This window comes from Sphingobacterium sp. MYb388 (assembly GCF_037479535.1).
In the GTDB taxonomy this organism is placed as follows: domain Bacteria; phylum Bacteroidota; class Bacteroidia; order Sphingobacteriales; family Sphingobacteriaceae; genus Sphingobacterium; species Sphingobacterium anhuiense.
Genome location: NZ_JBBGYV010000006.1, coordinates 312,719 through 330,781, shown reverse-complemented (window position 1 = coordinate 330,781; position 18,063 = coordinate 312,719). Strand labels below are relative to the sequence as shown.

Genomic DNA, 18,063 nt, shown 5'->3' with positions numbered 1-18,063 from the left:
TTATGCTATACATACCCATGCTTATAACCCCATTAGTTTCAGAATCCATAATTACTTATTGATTGCTCCTCATAGTGGCATTAGATTCTCTTAATATGTTGATTGATTCTTCAACATATTACTAGGATTGTGTTCAGTTTGATAACACATTATTATTTCATAGTATATTTTAATAATTCATAAGATATGCTAACGAGCTCTTCAGATTGATGTTTATTAATCCAAAAGAAGGACTTCAGAAATGATTTTTATTTTAATAACAGATACATGTCTCTGCGTTTCATGATAAGAGAATTCAGGATGCTATAAATTATAATTCAGAAGTTTCTTCATTTAATTATGAACAAGATTATTAGATGTAACTAATTGGTTACTAGAATTTGATAAATATCTGAATGCTGGATGTCACTTTGCAAACGGTTGTTTATTTTAAGCAAACGATTGCTTTGTTTTTTTATTTTTAATTACCGATTTTCTAGTGTATTCTTGTTATAGAAAAGGTCTACGGCTGATTCTATAACTAATTATTGAACGACTGTTATCATTAAGTTTGATAATCATTTCAAAGACTGTTTAGTTTGTTTTAAAATAGGTGATTTTAGAGGGGCTTTCTATGGCCCCTTTAATTTTGTATGTAAATTAATCTATCAAAATATGAATTCTAATAGAAGAGATTTCTTAAAGAAAGCGGGTATCTTATCATCTGTAGCGGTGACATTACCAACTTTAAATTCCAATGTATTGGCTGCAACAAAATTCAACATGTCCGGTCATGCGGCCCCTAAGATTGATAAAGTGCGTGCAGCAGTTATTGGTTTAGGAATGCGTGGTCCTGGTGCTGTGGATCGTTTGTCTTACATTGATGGTGTTGAGATCGTTGCGTTATGTGATAAACATGCAGACCGTGTAGAACGGGCTCAAGGTATCCTGCGTAAGAAATCGCTGAAAGATGCAAAATCTTATTCTGGTGAAGACGGATGGAAAGACATGCTGAAAAATGAGAAATTGGATTTAGTTTATATCTGTTCTCCATGGGACTATCATACTCCCATGAGTATCGGCGCAATGAAAGCTGGTGCGCATGTTGCGTGTGAAGTGCCGATTGCCTTAACTCTTAAAGACTGTTGGGAAGTGGTTCGCGTATCAGAAGAAACGAAAAAACATTGTATGATGTTGGAGAACTGTTGCTATGATTTCTTTGAAATGCTAACATTAAACATGACGCGTCAAGGTCTATTTGGTGAGCTGTTACATGGCGAAGGAGCATATATTCACGATTTATTGGACTTAAATTTTGCGAAAAATGGTTACGATAATATGTGGAGATTGCGTGAAAATATTAAGTTAAATGGTAACTTATATCCAACACATGGTTTAGGTCCGGTTGCGCAATGTATGAATATAAACCGTGGTGATAAAATGAATCATTTAGTTGCTATGTCTACAAATGATTTCCAAATGGGCGCTAAAGCGAAAGAATTGGCAGCAAAAGATTCTTTTTATCAAGAATTTGTTGGTAAGAACTTCCGTGGTAATATGAATACAACTTTAATCCGTACAGAATTGGGTAAGACAATTATGTTGCAACATGATGTGACTTCGCCAAGACCATATTCTAGATTACATACATTAAGCGGTACAAAAGGTTATGCGCAGAAATATCCTGATGAAAATATTGCGTTTGGACATGAATTTATCTCCAAAGATAAAATGAAAGAACTGTATGCTAAATATACACCTGAACTAGTGAAATTTATTGGTGAGCAGGCAAAACAGGTAGGTGGTCATGGTGGAATGGATTTCATGATGGACTGGAGATTAATAGATTGTTTGCGCAATGGTTTACCATTGGATCAAGATGTTTATGATGCAGCTTCTTGGAGTTGTATCGTTCCTTTAAGTTTTGATTCTGTAAAAAACAACTCTAGAACGGTCAATATTCCTGATTTTACTAAAGGTGCATGGAAAACGAATAAGCCTGTAGATATCACTTTAAATGGTGGTGGTACAACGAAAATACGTTCAAAAGAAGGTAAAGTAAGCGGTGTTCAATTAGACGTATAATCTTTTTGTTAACTATTAGAAAGGGAGAGCGGTTATTGTTCTCCCTTTTTTATTGACGATCGTTTCACTTCTTGTTTAAAAATATCTAAATTGTAACTTTATTTGTTATCGACCGACCTATGTACAGGAATATATTCTTTTGTGTCCCATGTTTTGTCTTATTGACTTCATGCTTCAGTAACAGTAAGCCGAAAGGTAATACTGCCGATCTCTTTGTTTCGCAGGATTCTTCCCGCTGTTATATGGCAACAAATATTCCCTCTCGATTCTCGAATTTAGATACTGCGCATCATATTGTTGAAGGGGCTGGTATTGATCAAGTTAAAATGGTCAAGGTTACAGGTGGATATTTTATGATGGGTTCGGATCAGTTTGTTGATGCTAAACCAGTTCATGAAGTTAAAATCAATGATTTTTTAATTGATGAACATGAAGTAACAAATGGTCAATTTGAAGCATTTGTAAAAGCGACCGGTTATGTAACTGTGGCTGAAAGACCGTTAGATCCAAAGGAATTTCCAGGTGTAGATCCGGCGATGTTAAAGCCAGGTTCTGCTATTTTTTCACCACCAAAAGAGGTTCAAGGTTTAACCAATCATCTGCAGTGGTGGTCTTATGTCGTAGGGGCTAATTGGAAGCATCCTGAAGGTCCAAATACCAGTATTGAGGGTAAAGAGGACTTTCCTGTTGTACACATTGCTTATCAAGATGCTGAAGCCTATGCAAAGTGGGCAGGAAAACGTTTACCAACAGAAGCCGAATGGGAATACGCAGCACGTGCTCGTACATCAAATCCGATGACCTATTATTGGGGAAATGAATTGTTGGATAATGATCGTTATTTGGCTAATATTTTTCAAGGACAGTTTCCTGTTCTCAATACGAAGTTAGATGGTTACATCGGTACGTCGCCAGTTAAAGCTTTTCCTGCAAATTCAATCGGTCTGTATGATATGGAAGGGAATGTTTGGGAATGGTGCGCTGACTTTTATCGTCCTGATTATTATGCAAAAAGTAATGCCGATAATCCTAAAGGTCCAACTGATGCATATGATCCCGATGAACCGGGGGCTGTAAAACGAGTACAACGGGGTGGATCGTTTCTCTGCAATGATCAATATTGTGAGCGTTATAAAGCAGGTAGCCGGGGAAAGGGTGAGATTAATAGTCCGACAAACAATGTAGGATTTAGATGCGTTAAAGACATTTAACTCGTGAACAAATATGATCCTATAAAAAAAGCCTTCTTAAATAAATAAGAAGGCTTTTTTATGCAATAAGAGTTTAAGCTTATTTCGATAAGAACATCGATTTTTTAGCAACTAAATCTCTAAAGTAAGGGTCATTTAAATCTTTGATGAAACGGATAGCTTCACCTGTAGACTTCATTTCTGGACCTAACTGTTTATCAACTTCAGGGAATTTAGAGAACGAGAATACAGGTTCTTTGATTGCCCAACCTTGTAATTTGCGCTCGATTTTGAAATCTTTCAATTTGTTTACGCCTAACATGATTTTTGTTGCGATGTTGATGTAAGGTACATCGTATGCTTTAGCGATAAAAGGAACTGTACGAGATGCACGTGGGTTTGCTTCGATTACATAGACATTTTCACCTTTCACGGCGAATTGAATATTTAATAGCCCCCTTACATCTAATGCTTTCGCTAATTTGATCGAATACTCTGCCATTTTATCTTGTACAGCTTGTGATAAGCTAAATGGAGGTAGTACTGCGTAAGAGTCACCAGAGTGGATACCTGCAGGTTCGATGTGTTCCATCATACCAATGATGTGTACATCTTCACCATCACAGATGGAATCAGATTCTGCTTCTTCAGCACGATCCAAGAAGTGGTCAATTAGGACACGGTTTCCAGGAAGGTTTTTCAATAAGTTAACGACTGCTTTCTCTAAGTCATCATCGTTGATCACGATGCTCATTCCTTGACCACCTAGTACATATGATGGACGAACAAGAACTGGATATCCAACTTCGTTCGCAACTTTGATTGCTTCTTCTGCCGACTCAGCTACACCATACTTAGGATAAGGAATATCCAAAGATTTCAATAGATCTGAGAAACGACCGCGATCTTCAGCTAAATCCATATTTTGGAAATCTGTTCCGATGATCTTAACACCAAGTGCTTCTAATTGATCAGCCATTTTAAGAGCTGTCTGACCACCTAATTGAACGATAACACCTACTGGTTTCTCTAATTCAATAATTTCGCGAACATGTTCCCAGAATACTGGCTCAAAGTATAATTTATCAGCCATGTTGAAGTCCGTTGAAACTGTCTCTGGGTTACAGTTAACCATGATTGCTTCGAATCCTGCTTCTTTAGCGGCCAATAAACCGTGTACACAAGAGTAATCAAATTCGATACCTTGACCGATACGGTTAGGACCTGAGCCTAATACAACGATTTTTTTCTTATCAGAAGCTACTGATTCGTTTTCTTCTTCAAAAGTAGAGTAGTAGTATGGTGTTTGCGCAGGGAATTCCGCAGCACAAGTATCAACCATTTTGTAAACACGGCTAATACCTAATGCCTTACGGCGGTCGTATACTTCATCTTCCGTTACATTTCCTAATAACCAAGAGATTTGGATATCTGAATAACCTTTTTGTTTCAAGGTCATGAAGAAGTCTTTTGGAATATTGTTCAATTGGTAGCGGCGAAGTTCTGTTTCTAAGGCTACTAATTCTTGGATTTGTACTAAGTACCATTTATCGATACGGGTTGCTTTGCGGATAGATTCCAATGGTACCCCCAATTCAAACGCATCTTTGATATGAAACAGACGATCACCACTTGGATGCTCAAGGCTATGCATGATCTCTTCTAAATTGCGTAATTGACGACCATCAGCTCCTAAACCTGCGCGGTTTGTTTCTAATGATTGACATGCTTTTTGAAGTGCTTCGATAAAAGTACGGCCGATTGCCATTACTTCACCTACCGCTTTCATCTGCAAACCTAATTCTGTATTTGCTCCTTTGAATTTATCAAAGTTGAAACGAGGTACTTTTACGATTACATAATCTAAAGTTGGCTCGAAGTAAGCTGACGTAGTTTTTGTGATTTGGTTTTGTAATTCATCCAAATTGTAACCAATCGCTAATTTAGCAGCAATTTTTGCAATGGGGTAACCCGTTGCTTTAGATGCTAATGCTGAAGAGCGAGATACACGAGGGTTGATTTCGATTGCGATGATGTCTTCATCCTCCGGATTAACAGAGAACTGTACGTTACAACCTCCTGCAAAGTTACCAATAGAACGCATCATCAGGATTGCTTGATTACGCATGTCTTGGTAGCATTTGTCGGATAAAGTCATCCCTGGAGCAACCGTGATTGAGTCACCTGTATGGATTCCCATCGGATCAAAGTTCTCAATAGTACAGATGATAATTACGTTATCATTGGTATCACGTAATAACTCTAATTCGAATTCTTTCCAGCCTAATACTGCTTTTTCAACTAATACTTCGTGAGTAGGAGAAGCACTTAAACCTCTACTAAGAGCTGCGTCGAATTCATCTTTCGAGTGTACAAATCCGCCACCAGTACCAGCTAAGGTATAAGAAGGACGAATCACTAATGGATAACCAATTTCTTGCGCTGCTTCTTTACCTTCTAAGAAAGAGTTAGCGATTTTCGAAGGTGCTACACCTACACCGATATCAATCATTAATTGACGGAACTCTTCACGGTTTTCTGTTTTTTCAATTGCAGCAACATCAACACCGATAACTTTAACGTCGTATTTTTCCCATAGTCCGATGTTTGAAGCTTCGATACATAAGTTTAACGCTGTTTGGCCACCCATAGTAGGTAGAACGGCGTCAATCTTTTGTTCTTTAAGAATTTCTTCAATACTTTCTACAGTTAAAGGAAGTAAATAAACGTGGTCTGCAATGACTTTATCAGTCATAATCGTTGCAGGGTTCGAGTTGATGATGGAAACTTCAATGCCTTCTTCTTTTAGAGAAAGGGCTGCTTGAGATCCCGAATAATCAAATTCACAGGCTTGACCAATTACAATTGGACCTGATCCAATGATTAAAACCGATTTAATGGAGGTGTTTCTTGGCATTATATCTAGTTCAAAAAATAAAATTTCAAAGTATGAACAAAGACAATCAAAAATGCGCTTCGAGAAGAGTATATTCCGACCGCTTTGTCGGAGTGCAAAATTACATTATTTTATTTGATTTTCCGATATTTATTTTCAGATAAATCATTTATGTACGGGAGGATAGTCAAAAAGAGAGCAGCAGCACATTTTTTTAATACCGCTGCTCTCTGTAAAGAATGCATTATTTAATAGACAATCAGCTCATCCGCAAATAGAAATCCTTTTTTCGGATTTGTTGCTACGACACGTACAAAACGTGCTTGTTGAGGCTTCGCTAATTTCAATTCAAACCGTTTGAAAGTTAAGGTTGGGTCTTGATCAGAAACGTCGTTCTGTACGATACCGACCTCTCTGAAAGTTCGACCATTTTCGGATAATAAAACTTTAAATTCTCCAGGCATATATACGCCAGGACCTGTAATCTGCATGAAATTCATGGCAACACTATTGATCTCTTCACGTCGCTCGAAATCAACAACAACATCAAGATCTTTTAAAAATCCTTGCCATTGCCCATCTTGGTATGTTAACCCGCCTTTAACACCGTTTGTTAATGTCAGTTCTTTCTGTGCAGGATATCCATCGTCCCATTTATTTGTATAAGAAACAGCTTTTCCTATTGCTTTATGAACATCCAGTTGGATCGTTTCGATGGGTCCGACCTGAGTTGAATCTAAAAAGTAAGCTGCTTTAACAATCGTAGGAACAGAGAGATCAAATGAATTGTTATAAGGGGTTGCTTGATAAGTGGGTTTTGATCCATCTATCGTAAATCGGATATTATCTGCATGTAATTGTTCGGTCGTTAATGTTACCGTATTTGAGGCCTTCTTTGCATCAAAATCTACGGAAGCTTTTACATTGTACGATGGTCGATAATAATTGATATCGAAGTGCTGTAAAATTTTATAGTGTGATTGCAGTCTTTTATGGAAGTTCGGCCAATTTTTTAGATCAGCTTTTGTCCAGACAACTTCAGCTAAAGCTAATGTTCTTGGAAAAGCCATATATTCTAGTTGTTGATAATTAGGCATATATTCTGCCCATAAATTTGCCTGAGCACCTAAAACATGCTTAATTTTATCTTGCTGAATAGCAGCTGGAATAGGGTTGTATTCATAGACTTTACTGATAGGAAGGTATCCGCCAATTGTTTCAGGTTGCGTTCTAGGGTCCGTTTGGTATGAATCAAAATAAAGGTGGGATCCTGGGGTCATGATGACATCGTGTCCCGCATTGGCCGAATTGATACCTCCTGATTCGCCTCTCCAGCTCATCACAGTAGCACCTTTTGTCAATCCTCCTTCTAAGATTTCGTCCCAGCCGATAATTTTACGACCTTTAGATTGGACATATTCATCCATCTGTTTAATCAAGTAACTTTGAAGTTCTTCTTCAGATTTTAAACCTTCTTTTGCTTTTAAAGCTTGACATTTAGGACAGGTTTTCCAATGTTTCTTATCGGCCTCATCTCCTCCAATATGAATGTAAGGTGAAGGAAATATGGCAATAACTTCATCCAGTACATTTTTTAAAAACTCATAAGTTTTCTCATTACCGACACAGAATTCAGATTGTGTATACGGTTTACCGGAGCAGGATAATTCGGGGTAAATGGCTAAAACTTCTTCAGAGTGTCCAGGCATTTCAACTTCAGGAATGACATTAATCCCCCGTTGCGCGGCATAGGCTACGAGTTCTCGGGCTTGATCCTGTGTATAGAATCCACCACTTGCATTTGGAGTTCCTGCATCCACATATTGACGGCCATTGTTCCACCAGTCTTTCCATTTTACATGTGTGCGCCACGCCGCTTTATTGGTTAATTCTGGGTATTTCTTAATCTCTAATCTCCATCCCGCTCCATCAGTCAAATGCCAGTGCAGATTATTCAATTTGTAGAGAGCCATAACATCTACAAATTTCTTCATAATAGGGAAAGGAATAAAATGACGTGAAGGATCTAAATGTAATCCGCGATATAAAAAACTTGGTTGATCTTCGATATCCACAGCATTTATCTGAGCAGGATCGTCCTGTAAGTAGCCGAGTTGAACAAGTGTGTAAATGGCATTGATGACAGGGGCAACTTCATGAGCTAGGATAACAATTCCTTTATCAGTAATACCGATGCGATAGGCTGCTTTATCTAGTTTATCTGTTTCCTCAGCTTTTAAGATGCGAATTCCTTCTTTGGGTGCTTTCTTAATCTTTTTTACAATTTCGGTCGTAATAGATGTTATAGCCGGATGTTCCGTTAGTAACTGACTGGCATTTATGAATTCTTCTGAAACATAAACTTTTGGAAAAGCTGGAATTTGATAAGAACCAACTGCTAGTGTAAGACTGCTGGGTTTCGGTATTAAGTCAAAATTTTGCTGAGCAAATATTTTTAGGGGTAAAAGTCCCGCTAAAAGTACCAAAGTTACTGAATGGCTAAATCGCATGTGAATTGGTATTTAATATGATGTTTTACAAATATCATAAAAAAAACAATACGTTCAACTGTATGATATGTGGTGACAATGGTTATTATGATAGTATTCAAACAAAATGTCGATAAAAAATTACATTTATAATCATTAACTTTGCATCATGATTGAACTTCCAGTTATCCCTGCAACACAAACACAGCGTAAGCCAGATTGGTTGCGTGTAAAATTGCCAGTTGGTAAAGAATATAGACATGTAAGAGGACTAGTAGACGAGCATAAGCTACATACGATCTGTGAGAGTGGAAACTGTCCTAATATGGGTGAGTGTTGGGGTGCAGGAACTGCTACATTCATGATTTTAGGCAATATTTGTACACGTTCGTGTTCGTTTTGCGCTGTATCAACGGGGCGTCCCAAAGCTGTTGAACTGGATGAACCAGCGCGAGTTGCTAATTCGGTTAAACTGATGCAGGTGAAACATTGTGTCATTACTTCTGTCGATCGTGATGACTTGAAAGATGGGGGTTCTATCATTTGGGCAGAAACAATCAATGCTATTCGTCAAGAAAGTCCTACAACTACTTTAGAGACTTTGATTCCTGATTTTAAAGGACAATGGGAAAATCTTGATCGCGTGCTTGCTGTTCGTCCAGAGGTTGTATCTCATAATATTGAAACCGTAAGACGTTTGACTCGTGAAGTGCGTATTCAAGCAAAATATGATCGTTCATTAGAATGTCTTCGTCGTATTTCTGAAGCTGGTCTGCGTACCAAATCGGGTATAATGCTTGGTTTTGGAGAGACTGAGGAAGATGTTATTGAGACAATGCAAGATTTATTTAATGTAGGGGTTGATATTTTAACAATAGGTCAATACTTACAGCCGACTAAGGCTCATCACCCTGTAGTGGAGTGGGTTACACCTGCGCAGTTTGATAAATATAAAGAAATTGGTTTAAAAATGGGATTCAAATATGTTGAATCAGGTCCATTAGTGAGATCTTCTTATCATGCAGAAAAACATTTGTTTGATATGCAATAGAAGAAAAAATATATGTTAGAAAAGCCTTTACTATAAATAGTAAGGGCTTTTTTTGTGGTTTTTTGATTTAAAATTGGCATATTTAAGTTATGACTGCATTGGAACATTTCAAAACCTTATATCTTATTGATGACGACTTAATGTTGTTGTTTTCTCAGATTATTGAAACAAAGGAATTTTATAAAGGAGATATAATTTTTGAACCTGATAGCTACTTAAAATATATTTATTTTGTAGAATCTGGCTTAACACGGATCTTCTACTATAAGAATGGTAAGGATATTACACATTATTTCTTTGGACCCAATACATTTAGTACAGGTATAGAGAGTGTTTTCTATCAAAAACCTTCTTTATTTGGTTTTCAGGCCTTGACCACATGTAAAATTTCATTCATACCTTTTCAACATATTTTGGAATTAGCAAAGACTCACATTGTTGTGAATCAGATCATTCAAAAAGTTTTACTCGATTCGGTGATCAGTTTCTCCAATCGGTTTTATAATATGCAGTTTCAAACGGCTATGGAACGATACCAATTACTATTAACAGAAAATTCGGAACTTCTTAAAAATGCTTCTCTAGGACATATTGCCTCATATTTAGGGATGTCGCAACAGACTTTATCGGTAATAAGAGGACAACTTGATTAATTTTTTCCTTTTTAAGATATCTTAAAAATTAAATCGTAAAACATACGCATCTTTGTATTGTTACTTAATATACTAATCGACCCTTATGCGAGTTATGAATATGTTAGTTAAAAAGATTTCATGCTTTATGTTTTTAATGCCTTTTCTGTTTCAAAATACAACGTTTGGACAGCAAGGTATTAGTCCCCAGCTAAAAGAATTTATTCAAAAGGCAATACAGAATAATAGCGATATTAAGAATAGTTATTTAGAAAATCAGAAAACCCTTTTAGATAAGAATTCTGTGAGCGGAAAGTTATTACCCCACATATCTGCTATGGGTATGTATGGATATCTCAATGCTAGTGGAGAATTAGATCTTCCGACAAAAACCCTTCCGATCTTGGGACTGAATCTTTTTGAAGGTGCACAAAAATTTAATACCTCTTCTCAGGTTGGCTTTGCAGGTGTAAATGCGACACAGGTTATCTTTAGTGGTCTACAGATTACGAATGGGAAAAAAGCTTTGGATGAAAAGTATAAAGCACAGCAGCTGATGACCGAAGCCGGTTATGAGGGGCTTGCTCAGGAAGTGGTGCAGACTTTCGACCAGATCATGTTATTGAAAGAAGTTGATGCTTTGATTGCTGATTCGGAGAAAAGATTGAATAAGGAGCATCTTAAAGTAGTAAAAGCGATCGAGAATGGTTTGGCTATACCTTACGATCGTGATAAAATTAAATTGGCTATGCTGGAGTTAGAAAGTAAGAAAGCCGAATCGACCAATAGTCGTGAACTCTTATATTTTAAATTGGAGGAATTGACTAAAATGCCTCTAGATAGTCTTAAGACAGTGAGTTATCCATTGGAACTAGCGATTGTAGATCCGGTACAACCTGCTGTAGAGAACAGGAAGGAAATGCAAGCTTTGGCAAGTTCTCAACGTGCGTACGAGTATGTACTGAAAAAAGAAAAGGGAGCAAAATTACCACAGATTTTTGCTTTTGGTAGTGCTTTTTATTTCAACGCCTTTGACACAAAGTTCAAATTCAAAGATGTACCGCTTGCCGGTGATCTTAATTTAAGTGCTAATCATTTTCAGATGGCACCGGGTTTTGCTGTAGGGGTTGGTGTTAAGTGGGATGTATTTGATGGAAATCAACATCGAAATAATATCAAAAAAGCAAATCTGGATCTGGTTATGAATCAGAATAAATGGAATGATACGCGGGATAAATTAATGTTGCTGCAACGTAAGACAAATTCGGATTACCAGTTGTCGATGAAAAAAATGGCGGTGCATGAACAGCAGATAAAAATTGCAAATAATAATCTTTCATTGGCATCAAAGCAATTTGAAGCTGGATTAATAGATGTAACGGAAAGGTTAAGTGCAGAAAATGAGCTTTACAAGCAGTCACTTAGTTTTTATAATCAACTTTTATTACAGCGTACTGCTGTTTTAGAATTATTAAAATCACAAGGAAGTCTTTATCAATCATTAGTGAAATAATTATGAGAAAATATATATCTATACTTGGAATCGCGGCATTAATGCAAAGCTGTAGCAATGAAGCTCCTCTTAAAAAAACTTTTGAGGGAAAGATTGAGCGGGATCAGATTGCTGTAACGACCAAGATTCCTGGAAAAATACATCAGATTTTAGTGAGTGAGGGCGATGTTGTGCAGGCTGGCGACACCTTAATGATTTTGGAGTTTCCAGAGGTTGAAGCCAAATCTATTCAAGCTAAAGGGGCTCTTGAGTCTGCTGAAGCGCAATACAAAATGGCTGTAAAAGGAGCAACAGATAATCAGTTGAAGCAATTGCGAGCGAAGCGTGATGGGTTGCGTGAGCAATATGAATTTGCACAAAAATCACTGAATAGAATGCAAAACCTCATTAAGGACTCTTTGGTTGCTCAACAGCAGTACGATGAAGTTTATATGAAATTTCAAGGGGCAAAGAATCAATATTTAGCTGTTCAGGCCGAACTTGCGGATGCTGAAAACGGTGCACGAATAGAACAGCAGAAAATGGCTTTGGGGCAAAAGGAGAGAGCAATAGGGGCGGTATCCGAAGTGGATGTTGCAACGAAGGAACGTTTTATCATCGCGCCTCAAAATATGACAATTGAAACCATAAATTTAAAAGTCGGGGAACTTGCTTTGGCGGGATATAGCTTAATTTCTGGTTACTTGGTGGATGGTACCTATTTCCGGGTTACAATTCCTGAAAAGCAGTTACATAACCTGATAGTAGGAAGTAAGCAGCAGCTTTCATTTCCATATTTAGATAATAAAAAAATAGAAGCTGAGGTGGTTTCCATTAAAACATTGAGTTCTTATGCGAATATTGCTACGGCTTATCCCGATTTTGAACAGCAGGAATCTTTGTTTGAGGTAAAATTGAAACCTGTGCAAAAAGTTGGTTCGGATAAATTATTGACTAAGGCGACGTTTATTCTTCATCTTGATAACACAAAATAAGTATTATGCGCACATTCTTATCCTTATTAAAACGAGAATTTAGGCTCTTTTTTCAAAATAAAGTGTTATTGATGCTTTTTGTGGGCGCACCTATTTTATATGGGGTGTTAATTGGTGCAGTTTATCAAAAGGGTAAAGTGACTCATCTACCTATTATCGTTGTAGATCAAGACAGAAGTCCGCTAAGCAAGCAACTGATCACAATGTTTAATGAGAGTGAGGTGATTTATGTTGCAGCAGTTTTGCCAGATGCTTTTAATGCAAAACAAGAGGCATTGAAACATGAAGCAACCGTTGTGGTACAGATTCCAAAGAATTTTGATTCGGATGTGAACTATAACCGTTCTACGGAGTTGACGCTCTTTGTCAATGCAGCCAATACATTAACTTCTAATTATGCGAGCATGGCGGCGAATGTCTGTGCAGCAACATTAAAAGCCGGGATTCAGATTAAAGCACAGCAGAAGAAAGGTGTCCCGGGGTACGTAGCCAATCAGCAATATGAACCTTTTAAAACTACAATCATTAAACAGCATATTAAAAGCGGAAACTATTTATATTTCATGCTTCCGGGCGTGCTATTAACTGTATTACAACAAGTGATGATGTTAGCTTTGGCATTAAGTTTTGCATCAGAGTTTGAAAAGGGAACATTTAAGGAGTTAGTAACTAAATCGTCTAATGTGCTACTGCTGATTTTAGTGAAAATAGCTCCTTTTTTGATCATGTCCGTAGGTATTTATTTTCTTTATTATGGTTTTTCACTTTTTTATAGAATGCCTCTTGAAATACCAATTGGTCCGTTTTTATTAGGAACTGTATTCTTCTTACTCGCAGTTAGTTTTATCGGTATACTGGTGAGTATTATTATTCCGAGTCAACTTAAAGCAACCGAGATACTCATGGTTATCGCTACACCAAGCTTTATCTTGAGCGGCTTTACGTGGCCTTTGAGCCAGATGCCTGATTGGGTAGTCTATATCTCTAAATTGATTCCGCTGACACATTATTTAGAGATCTTCCGGGTGTTAGTGATAGAACAGGGGGCAGTTGCAAATGTGAAGTCCTCGATCTTAGCGCTGGCTTTGACAACTGTTGTTTGTTTTATTCTTTCATTTGTTCTATTGTATTTAAAAGTTCGAAAAATAAAGAAGGAGAATACACCAGTTGTTAAGGAGATTGAATGATGTGTATGAATATAAGGATATGTGCATGAAGTATGGAGGTTAAAACATACAGTTTTAATATTTTACAGATTTCTGTTTAAAAATAATTTCATTACCTGTAATCATAATTATTATAATACAATAATAAATGATTTTTGATTTTAATTTATTGTAAGTAAGTGTGTTAAATAATTTTGGGATTGTTTTGTGGCACTTGGTTTGAGCGATTCTTATCAAAATAAACTAACGCTATCTTCTATTATGAAAGCAATAAAATTTTCAGGAATAACTGCAGCTATCGTTGCCTTTTTATTGGTTTATGGAGCAGCCTCAGTATCTGCGCAACAGACGCATCCTGTGAAAAAATCGGAACCAAAGGTGAAGCCAGCAGCACCGGTTAAAGAAAATCCTGAGGCGGCAAAGGATTCAACTGCAGGAAAAAAGACTCCTGACAGAAAGGGTAATAAAATGATGCCTAAAGCTAAGCCACCAGGTAAATAAAGAACCAGATTAAAGGGTTTTATGACTGATCTCATAAAACCCTTTTTTTATTAACCATTAGTAACGTTAAATATCTGTTAACGTGCTTGTTGTTAAGGAGTTTTGGCATTTGTTTTGATTTTTAAAACTAGTTTTACACTTAAATATATTGGGTTATGAATACCTTAAATTATTTTAAAAAAATGGCAGCATTAGCTGCATTTGTTTCTGTGTTTGGTATTACCATGAGTACTGCACAAGAAACTACTCCAAACAAGGCTGTTAAAAAAACAGAGAAAGCGGTGAAGGATAATACCGTAAAAGCAAAAGAGACAGCTAAAAAGGAGAAGGTTTCCGCAATTAAAACGGTAAAAGCTTCGGAAAAAGTAAAGGAGAATGCTGCAAGTACAAAACAGGTCGCTGAAAAAGAAAGTAAGGTCGCTAAATCAGATGCCGTTAAAGCTACTAAAGCTGCCGGAAAAGCGAAGGATGAAGCAATAAAAGCGAAGGAAGTAAATAAGCAGTCAGTTAAGAACGAAAGCGCTTTATCAAAAGCGGAATCTGAAAAAGCGATTAAATCAACTGAGAAAGCTAAAAGTAATGTGACAGCTTCAACAAATAAGGTGAAAAAATCGACTGCAACTCCTACTAAAGCAACTGCAGGCAAGTTATCTTCAGAGAAGTATAATGGTCATGATGTATATATTGGCCCAGAAGGTGGCAAATACTATATCAATAGTAATGGTAATAAGACTTATATTCCAAGAAATTAATTTGAATCTGCAGGGCTCATTTGAGCAAAGCAAATGATTTGATAATATCAAAAAAGGCTATTCGAATAACTCGAACAGCCTTTTTCTTTTTCAAAAATCAAAATAAATGATTAACAGTACTCGTCAAATGCAGCTGCTAAATTATCAGCGATCATTTGGGCAGAGCGACCTTCAATCATATGTCTTTCTATCATATGAACTAATTTGCCATCTTTGAATAATGCCATAGCAGGGGAAGACGGAGGATAAGGCAACATATAGTTTCTAGCTTTATCAACAGCTTCTTTTTCCATACCAGCAAAAACAGTAACAAATTTAGTTGGATGTTTTTCATTTTTTACTGCCGCTTTAGCAGCAGGACGAGCATTTGCCGCTGCACAACCACATACTGAGTTTACAACCACAAATACAGTTCCTTCTGTAGCAATAGCCGCATCAACTTGCTCAGCAGTTTTTAATTCTTCGAAACCTACATCTGTAAGCTCTTTACGCATTGGTTCTACTAAATATTCTGGATACATAATCTTCTTTTTTAAATTTAATCATACAAATATAAGTGTTGTTAGGAGCTAAGTCAAGACGTTAGTCTCAAAACAATGTCAGAATTTTACAGCTTTCAAATTCAACGTTTTGATTTAAAGGTATTGAATGGTATTTTTGCTAATAAATTTAAAACTTAAAAAGAATAATATATGTCATCAGTAGAAAGTACGTACGTACCATACAAAGTTAAGGAAATCACCCTTGCTGAATGGGGCCGTAAAGAAATAGAATTAGCGGAAGCTGAAATGCCGGGTTTAATGAGCCTTCGTGCTGAGTTTGGTGCCGCAAAACCTTTAAAAGGTGCGCGTATTGCGGGTTGTCTTCACATGACTATTCAGACAGCTGTTTTAATTGAAACTTTGGTTGAACTGGGTGCTGATGTGACTTGGTCATCTTGTAATATCTTTTCTACACAAGACCACGCCGCTGCTGCCATTGCCGCTGCTGGGATTCCCGTATATGCTTGGAAAGGTATGAACGAAGAAGAATTCAATTGGTGTATTGAGCAAACATTATTCTTTGGTGAAGAGCGTCAACCGTTGAATATGATCTTAGACGATGGTGGTGATTTAACAAATATGGTGTTTGATAAATATCCAGAATTGATCGCTGAAATCAAAGGTTTGTCTGAAGAAACAACTACTGGTGTTCACCGTTTATACGAACGTATGAAGAACGGGACATTACATTTACCAGCTATCAATGTTAATGATTCTGTTACAAAATCTAAATTTGATAATAAATATGGTTGCCGCGAATCTTTAGTGGATGCTATCCGTCGTGCAACAGATTTGATGTTGGCAGGTAAAGTTGCTGTTGTAGCGGGTTACGGTGATGTAGGAAAAGGTTCTGCAGAGTCTTTACGTTCTGCTGGTGTTCGTGTTATCGTTACTGAAATCGATCCTATCTGTGCTTTACAGGCAGCTATGGAAGGATTTGAAGTGAAAAAATTTGCTGATGCTGTTAAAGAAGCTAATATCGTTGTTACGACTACAGGTAATAAAGATATTGTTCGTCCTGAGCATTTCAAATCAATGAAAGACAAAACGGTTGTTTGTAATATCGGTCACTTTGATAATGAAATTGATGTTGCTTGGTTAAATGAAAACTATGGTAATACAAAAATTGAAATTAAACCTCAGGTTGATAAATATACGATTGACGGTGTTGATATCATTTTATTAGCAGAAGGTAGATTAGTGAATTTAGGCTGTGCTACGGGACATCCTTCATTCGTAATGTCAAATTCGTTCACAAACCAAACGTTAGCGCAATTGGAATTATGGACGAATACGGCTGCTTATGAGAATAAAGTGTACACACTTCCAAAATATTTGGATGAGAAAGTTGCTCGTTTACATTTAGCGCATATCGGTGTTGAACTGGATGTGTTGACTGAAGAGCAGGCTTCTTATATTGGTGTTACAGTTGACGGTCCGTTTAAAGCGGAAGCTTACCGTTACTAGTATTCACTTTGTTAAAAATAAGAAAGGCGATCTTGATTAGAGATCGCCTTTCTTATTTTTATCTCATTTCTTTTTGCCATTCCAAAGCTTTTGTGACATGAGGATGGATAACTATTGATTTTTGTAGCTCTTCTCTAGCCTATTGTAGGTTACAATACGATTTATTTTGCGGTGCTACCAAGATAAAATCTTTTTTATGATCAATATTACTTTTGACATTTCTATAACCGGAGTCTATGAATTATAAACGAGCTTCGATATCAGTTTAATACAAATGGCAAAAAAGTTATTTGCTTTTAATCGCCTTAAGTGCATTTTCAAAACGTTCAGCTCCTAATCCGGAAATAATGGCATATCGCGCATTGAGTTGATTTAATTCCTGTTTCCACACTTCCATAAAGTGTTCACGTTGCTCCGGGAAATCGCGTAATGGATCTTCCTCCCATGGTAGGTCGATATCCATGAGTAAGAAAAGGTCATATGGTCGTTGTTGTATTTCGTTTTTTACTTCCGGAGGTGTATCACCAAAGAGATGATCACACCAGATTTTGACAGTCAATATCGTTGTATCACATAGCAACATATTATTATAGGCTAAAGGTATTAAAGTGTCTTCAAGCGCGATTTGTCCATAATACATATTAACTTCATCTTGCAGGGTGTATTCATTATGCAAGTTTTTACAATATTCACGTGCAAATTCAGGAACGCAAACCGTGTTGAAATGTCTTGCTATAGCCTGAGCAATCGTTGATTTACCTGTTGATTCAGGTCCAACGACAGCTATCTTCATTAATTCTGGATTTGATGTACTCATTTGTGCGCA

At 36.9% G+C, this 18,063-nt stretch carries 14 protein-coding genes; 10 read left to right on the top strand and 4 right to left on the bottom strand.

Annotated features, from left to right (window positions below; genetic code table 11):
- Positions 1-654 precede the first annotated feature (654 nt).
- Both WH188_RS19225 and WH188_RS19220 read left to right on the top strand, forming a co-directional pair.
- On the top strand, positions 655-2,064 hold the full coding sequence (locus WH188_RS19225) for a Gfo/Idh/MocA family protein (protein ID WP_021190651.1): 1,410 nt from the start codon (positions 655-657) through the stop codon (positions 2,062-2,064).
- A 242-nt stretch (positions 2,065-2,306) separates the two neighbouring features.
- Entirely contained in the window at positions 2,307-3,275 is a 969-nt protein-coding gene (locus tag WH188_RS19220; RefSeq protein ID WP_168128325.1) for a formylglycine-generating enzyme family protein, read from the top strand.
- Between the two features lie 79 nt (positions 3,276-3,354).
- Here the strand turns inward: WH188_RS19220 and carB are convergent, their stop codons facing one another.
- Positions 3,355-6,171 (bottom strand): carbamoyl-phosphate synthase large subunit, encoded by a 2,817-nt coding sequence (gene carB, locus WH188_RS19215; RefSeq protein WP_132772548.1) that lies wholly within the window; start codon positions 6,169-6,171, stop codon positions 3,355-3,357.
- 227 nt (positions 6,172-6,398) lie between these two features.
- Positions 6,399-8,660 (bottom strand): glycoside hydrolase family 20 protein, encoded by a 2,262-nt coding sequence (locus tag WH188_RS19210; protein ID WP_168128324.1) that lies wholly within the window; start codon positions 8,658-8,660, stop codon positions 6,399-6,401.
- 148 nt (positions 8,661-8,808) lie between these two features.
- On the opposite strand from WH188_RS19210, the gene lipA reads away from it, so the two are divergent.
- The 7 genes from lipA (at position 8,809) to WH188_RS19175 (ending at position 15,228) form a co-directional block, all read left to right on the top strand.
- A complete protein-coding gene (gene lipA, locus WH188_RS19205; RefSeq protein WP_021190648.1) occupies positions 8,809-9,690 on the top strand; it encodes a lipoyl synthase in 882 nt (293 codons plus the stop codon).
- Positions 9,691-9,779: 89 nt separating this feature from the next.
- Positions 9,780-10,343, top strand: a complete 564-nt coding sequence (locus tag WH188_RS19200) for a Crp/Fnr family transcriptional regulator (RefSeq protein WP_132772544.1) — start codon at positions 9,780-9,782, stop codon at positions 10,341-10,343.
- Between the two features lie 100 nt (positions 10,344-10,443).
- On the top strand, positions 10,444-11,835 hold the full coding sequence (locus WH188_RS19195) for a TolC family protein (protein WP_168128323.1): 1,392 nt from the start codon (positions 10,444-10,446) through the stop codon (positions 11,833-11,835).
- A gap of 2 nt (positions 11,836-11,837) precedes the next feature.
- Positions 11,838-12,809 carry an HlyD family secretion protein gene (locus tag WH188_RS19190; protein WP_168128322.1) on the top strand — a complete coding sequence of 324 codons (972 nt, stop codon included), beginning with the start codon at positions 11,838-11,840 and terminating at the stop codon, positions 12,807-12,809.
- A 5-nt stretch (positions 12,810-12,814) separates the two neighbouring features.
- Positions 12,815-13,996, top strand: coding sequence for an ABC transporter permease (locus WH188_RS19185; RefSeq protein ID WP_168128321.1), 1,182 nt, complete (start codon positions 12,815-12,817; stop codon positions 13,994-13,996).
- Positions 13,997-14,236: 240 nt separating this feature from the next.
- The gene (locus tag WH188_RS19180) at positions 14,237-14,476 is read left to right on the top strand and encodes a hypothetical protein (protein WP_168128320.1); all 240 of its coding nucleotides are present in this window, start codon (positions 14,237-14,239) and stop codon (positions 14,474-14,476) included.
- A 155-nt stretch (positions 14,477-14,631) separates the two neighbouring features.
- Positions 14,632-15,228: a hypothetical protein gene (locus WH188_RS19175; protein ID WP_168128319.1), complete on the top strand. Its 597-nt coding sequence runs from the start codon at positions 14,632-14,634 to the stop codon at positions 15,226-15,228.
- 110 nt (positions 15,229-15,338) lie between these two features.
- Here WH188_RS19175 and WH188_RS19170 read toward each other — a convergent pair whose 3' ends face one another.
- Positions 15,339-15,749, bottom strand: coding sequence for a BrxA/BrxB family bacilliredoxin (locus WH188_RS19170; protein ID WP_021190642.1), 411 nt, complete (start codon positions 15,747-15,749; stop codon positions 15,339-15,341).
- A 171-nt stretch (positions 15,750-15,920) separates the two neighbouring features.
- Here WH188_RS19170 and ahcY point away from each other — a divergent pair, with 171 nt between their 5' ends.
- On the top strand, positions 15,921-17,237 hold the full coding sequence (gene ahcY, locus WH188_RS19165; RefSeq protein WP_168128318.1) for an adenosylhomocysteinase: 1,317 nt from the start codon (positions 15,921-15,923) through the stop codon (positions 17,235-17,237).
- A gap of 286 nt (positions 17,238-17,523) precedes the next feature.
- Here the strand turns inward: ahcY and WH188_RS19160 are convergent, their stop codons facing one another.
- The gene (locus WH188_RS19160; RefSeq protein ID WP_339424505.1) at positions 17,524-18,054 is read right to left on the bottom strand and encodes an ATP-binding protein; all 531 of its coding nucleotides are present in this window, start codon (positions 18,052-18,054) and stop codon (positions 17,524-17,526) included.
- Positions 18,055-18,063: the final 9 nt, after the last annotated feature.

What these genes read in the sequence shown, in the direction of transcription:
- WH188_RS19225 (WP_021190651.1), top strand. Translation starts at nt 655, where the DNA reads ATGAATTCTAATAGAAGAGATTTCTTAAAGAAAGCGGGTATCTTATCA.
- WH188_RS19220 (WP_168128325.1), top strand. Translation starts at nt 2,307, where the DNA reads ATGGCAACAAATATTCCCTCTCGATTCTCGAATTTAGATACTGCGCAT.
- carB (WP_132772548.1), bottom strand. Translation starts at nt 6,171, where the DNA reads ATGCCAAGAAACACCTCCATTAAATCGGTTTTAATCATTGGATCAGGT.
- WH188_RS19210 (WP_168128324.1), bottom strand. Translation starts at nt 8,660, where the DNA reads ATGCGATTTAGCCATTCAGTAACTTTGGTACTTTTAGCGGGACTTTTA.
- lipA (WP_021190648.1), top strand. Translation starts at nt 8,809, where the DNA reads ATGATTGAACTTCCAGTTATCCCTGCAACACAAACACAGCGTAAGCCA.
- WH188_RS19200 (WP_132772544.1), top strand. Translation starts at nt 9,780, where the DNA reads ATGACTGCATTGGAACATTTCAAAACCTTATATCTTATTGATGACGAC.
- WH188_RS19195 (WP_168128323.1), top strand. Translation starts at nt 10,444, where the DNA reads ATGTTAGTTAAAAAGATTTCATGCTTTATGTTTTTAATGCCTTTTCTG.
- WH188_RS19190 (WP_168128322.1), top strand. Translation starts at nt 11,838, where the DNA reads ATGAGAAAATATATATCTATACTTGGAATCGCGGCATTAATGCAAAGC.
- WH188_RS19185 (WP_168128321.1), top strand. Translation starts at nt 12,815, where the DNA reads ATGCGCACATTCTTATCCTTATTAAAACGAGAATTTAGGCTCTTTTTT.
- WH188_RS19180 (WP_168128320.1), top strand. Translation starts at nt 14,237, where the DNA reads ATGAAAGCAATAAAATTTTCAGGAATAACTGCAGCTATCGTTGCCTTT.
- WH188_RS19175 (WP_168128319.1), top strand. Translation starts at nt 14,632, where the DNA reads ATGAATACCTTAAATTATTTTAAAAAAATGGCAGCATTAGCTGCATTT.
- WH188_RS19170 (WP_021190642.1), bottom strand. Translation starts at nt 15,749, where the DNA reads ATGTATCCAGAATATTTAGTAGAACCAATGCGTAAAGAGCTTACAGAT.
- ahcY (WP_168128318.1), top strand. Translation starts at nt 15,921, where the DNA reads ATGTCATCAGTAGAAAGTACGTACGTACCATACAAAGTTAAGGAAATC.
- WH188_RS19160 (WP_339424505.1), bottom strand. Translation starts at nt 18,054, where the DNA reads ATGAGTACATCAAATCCAGAATTAATGAAGATAGCTGTCGTTGGACCT.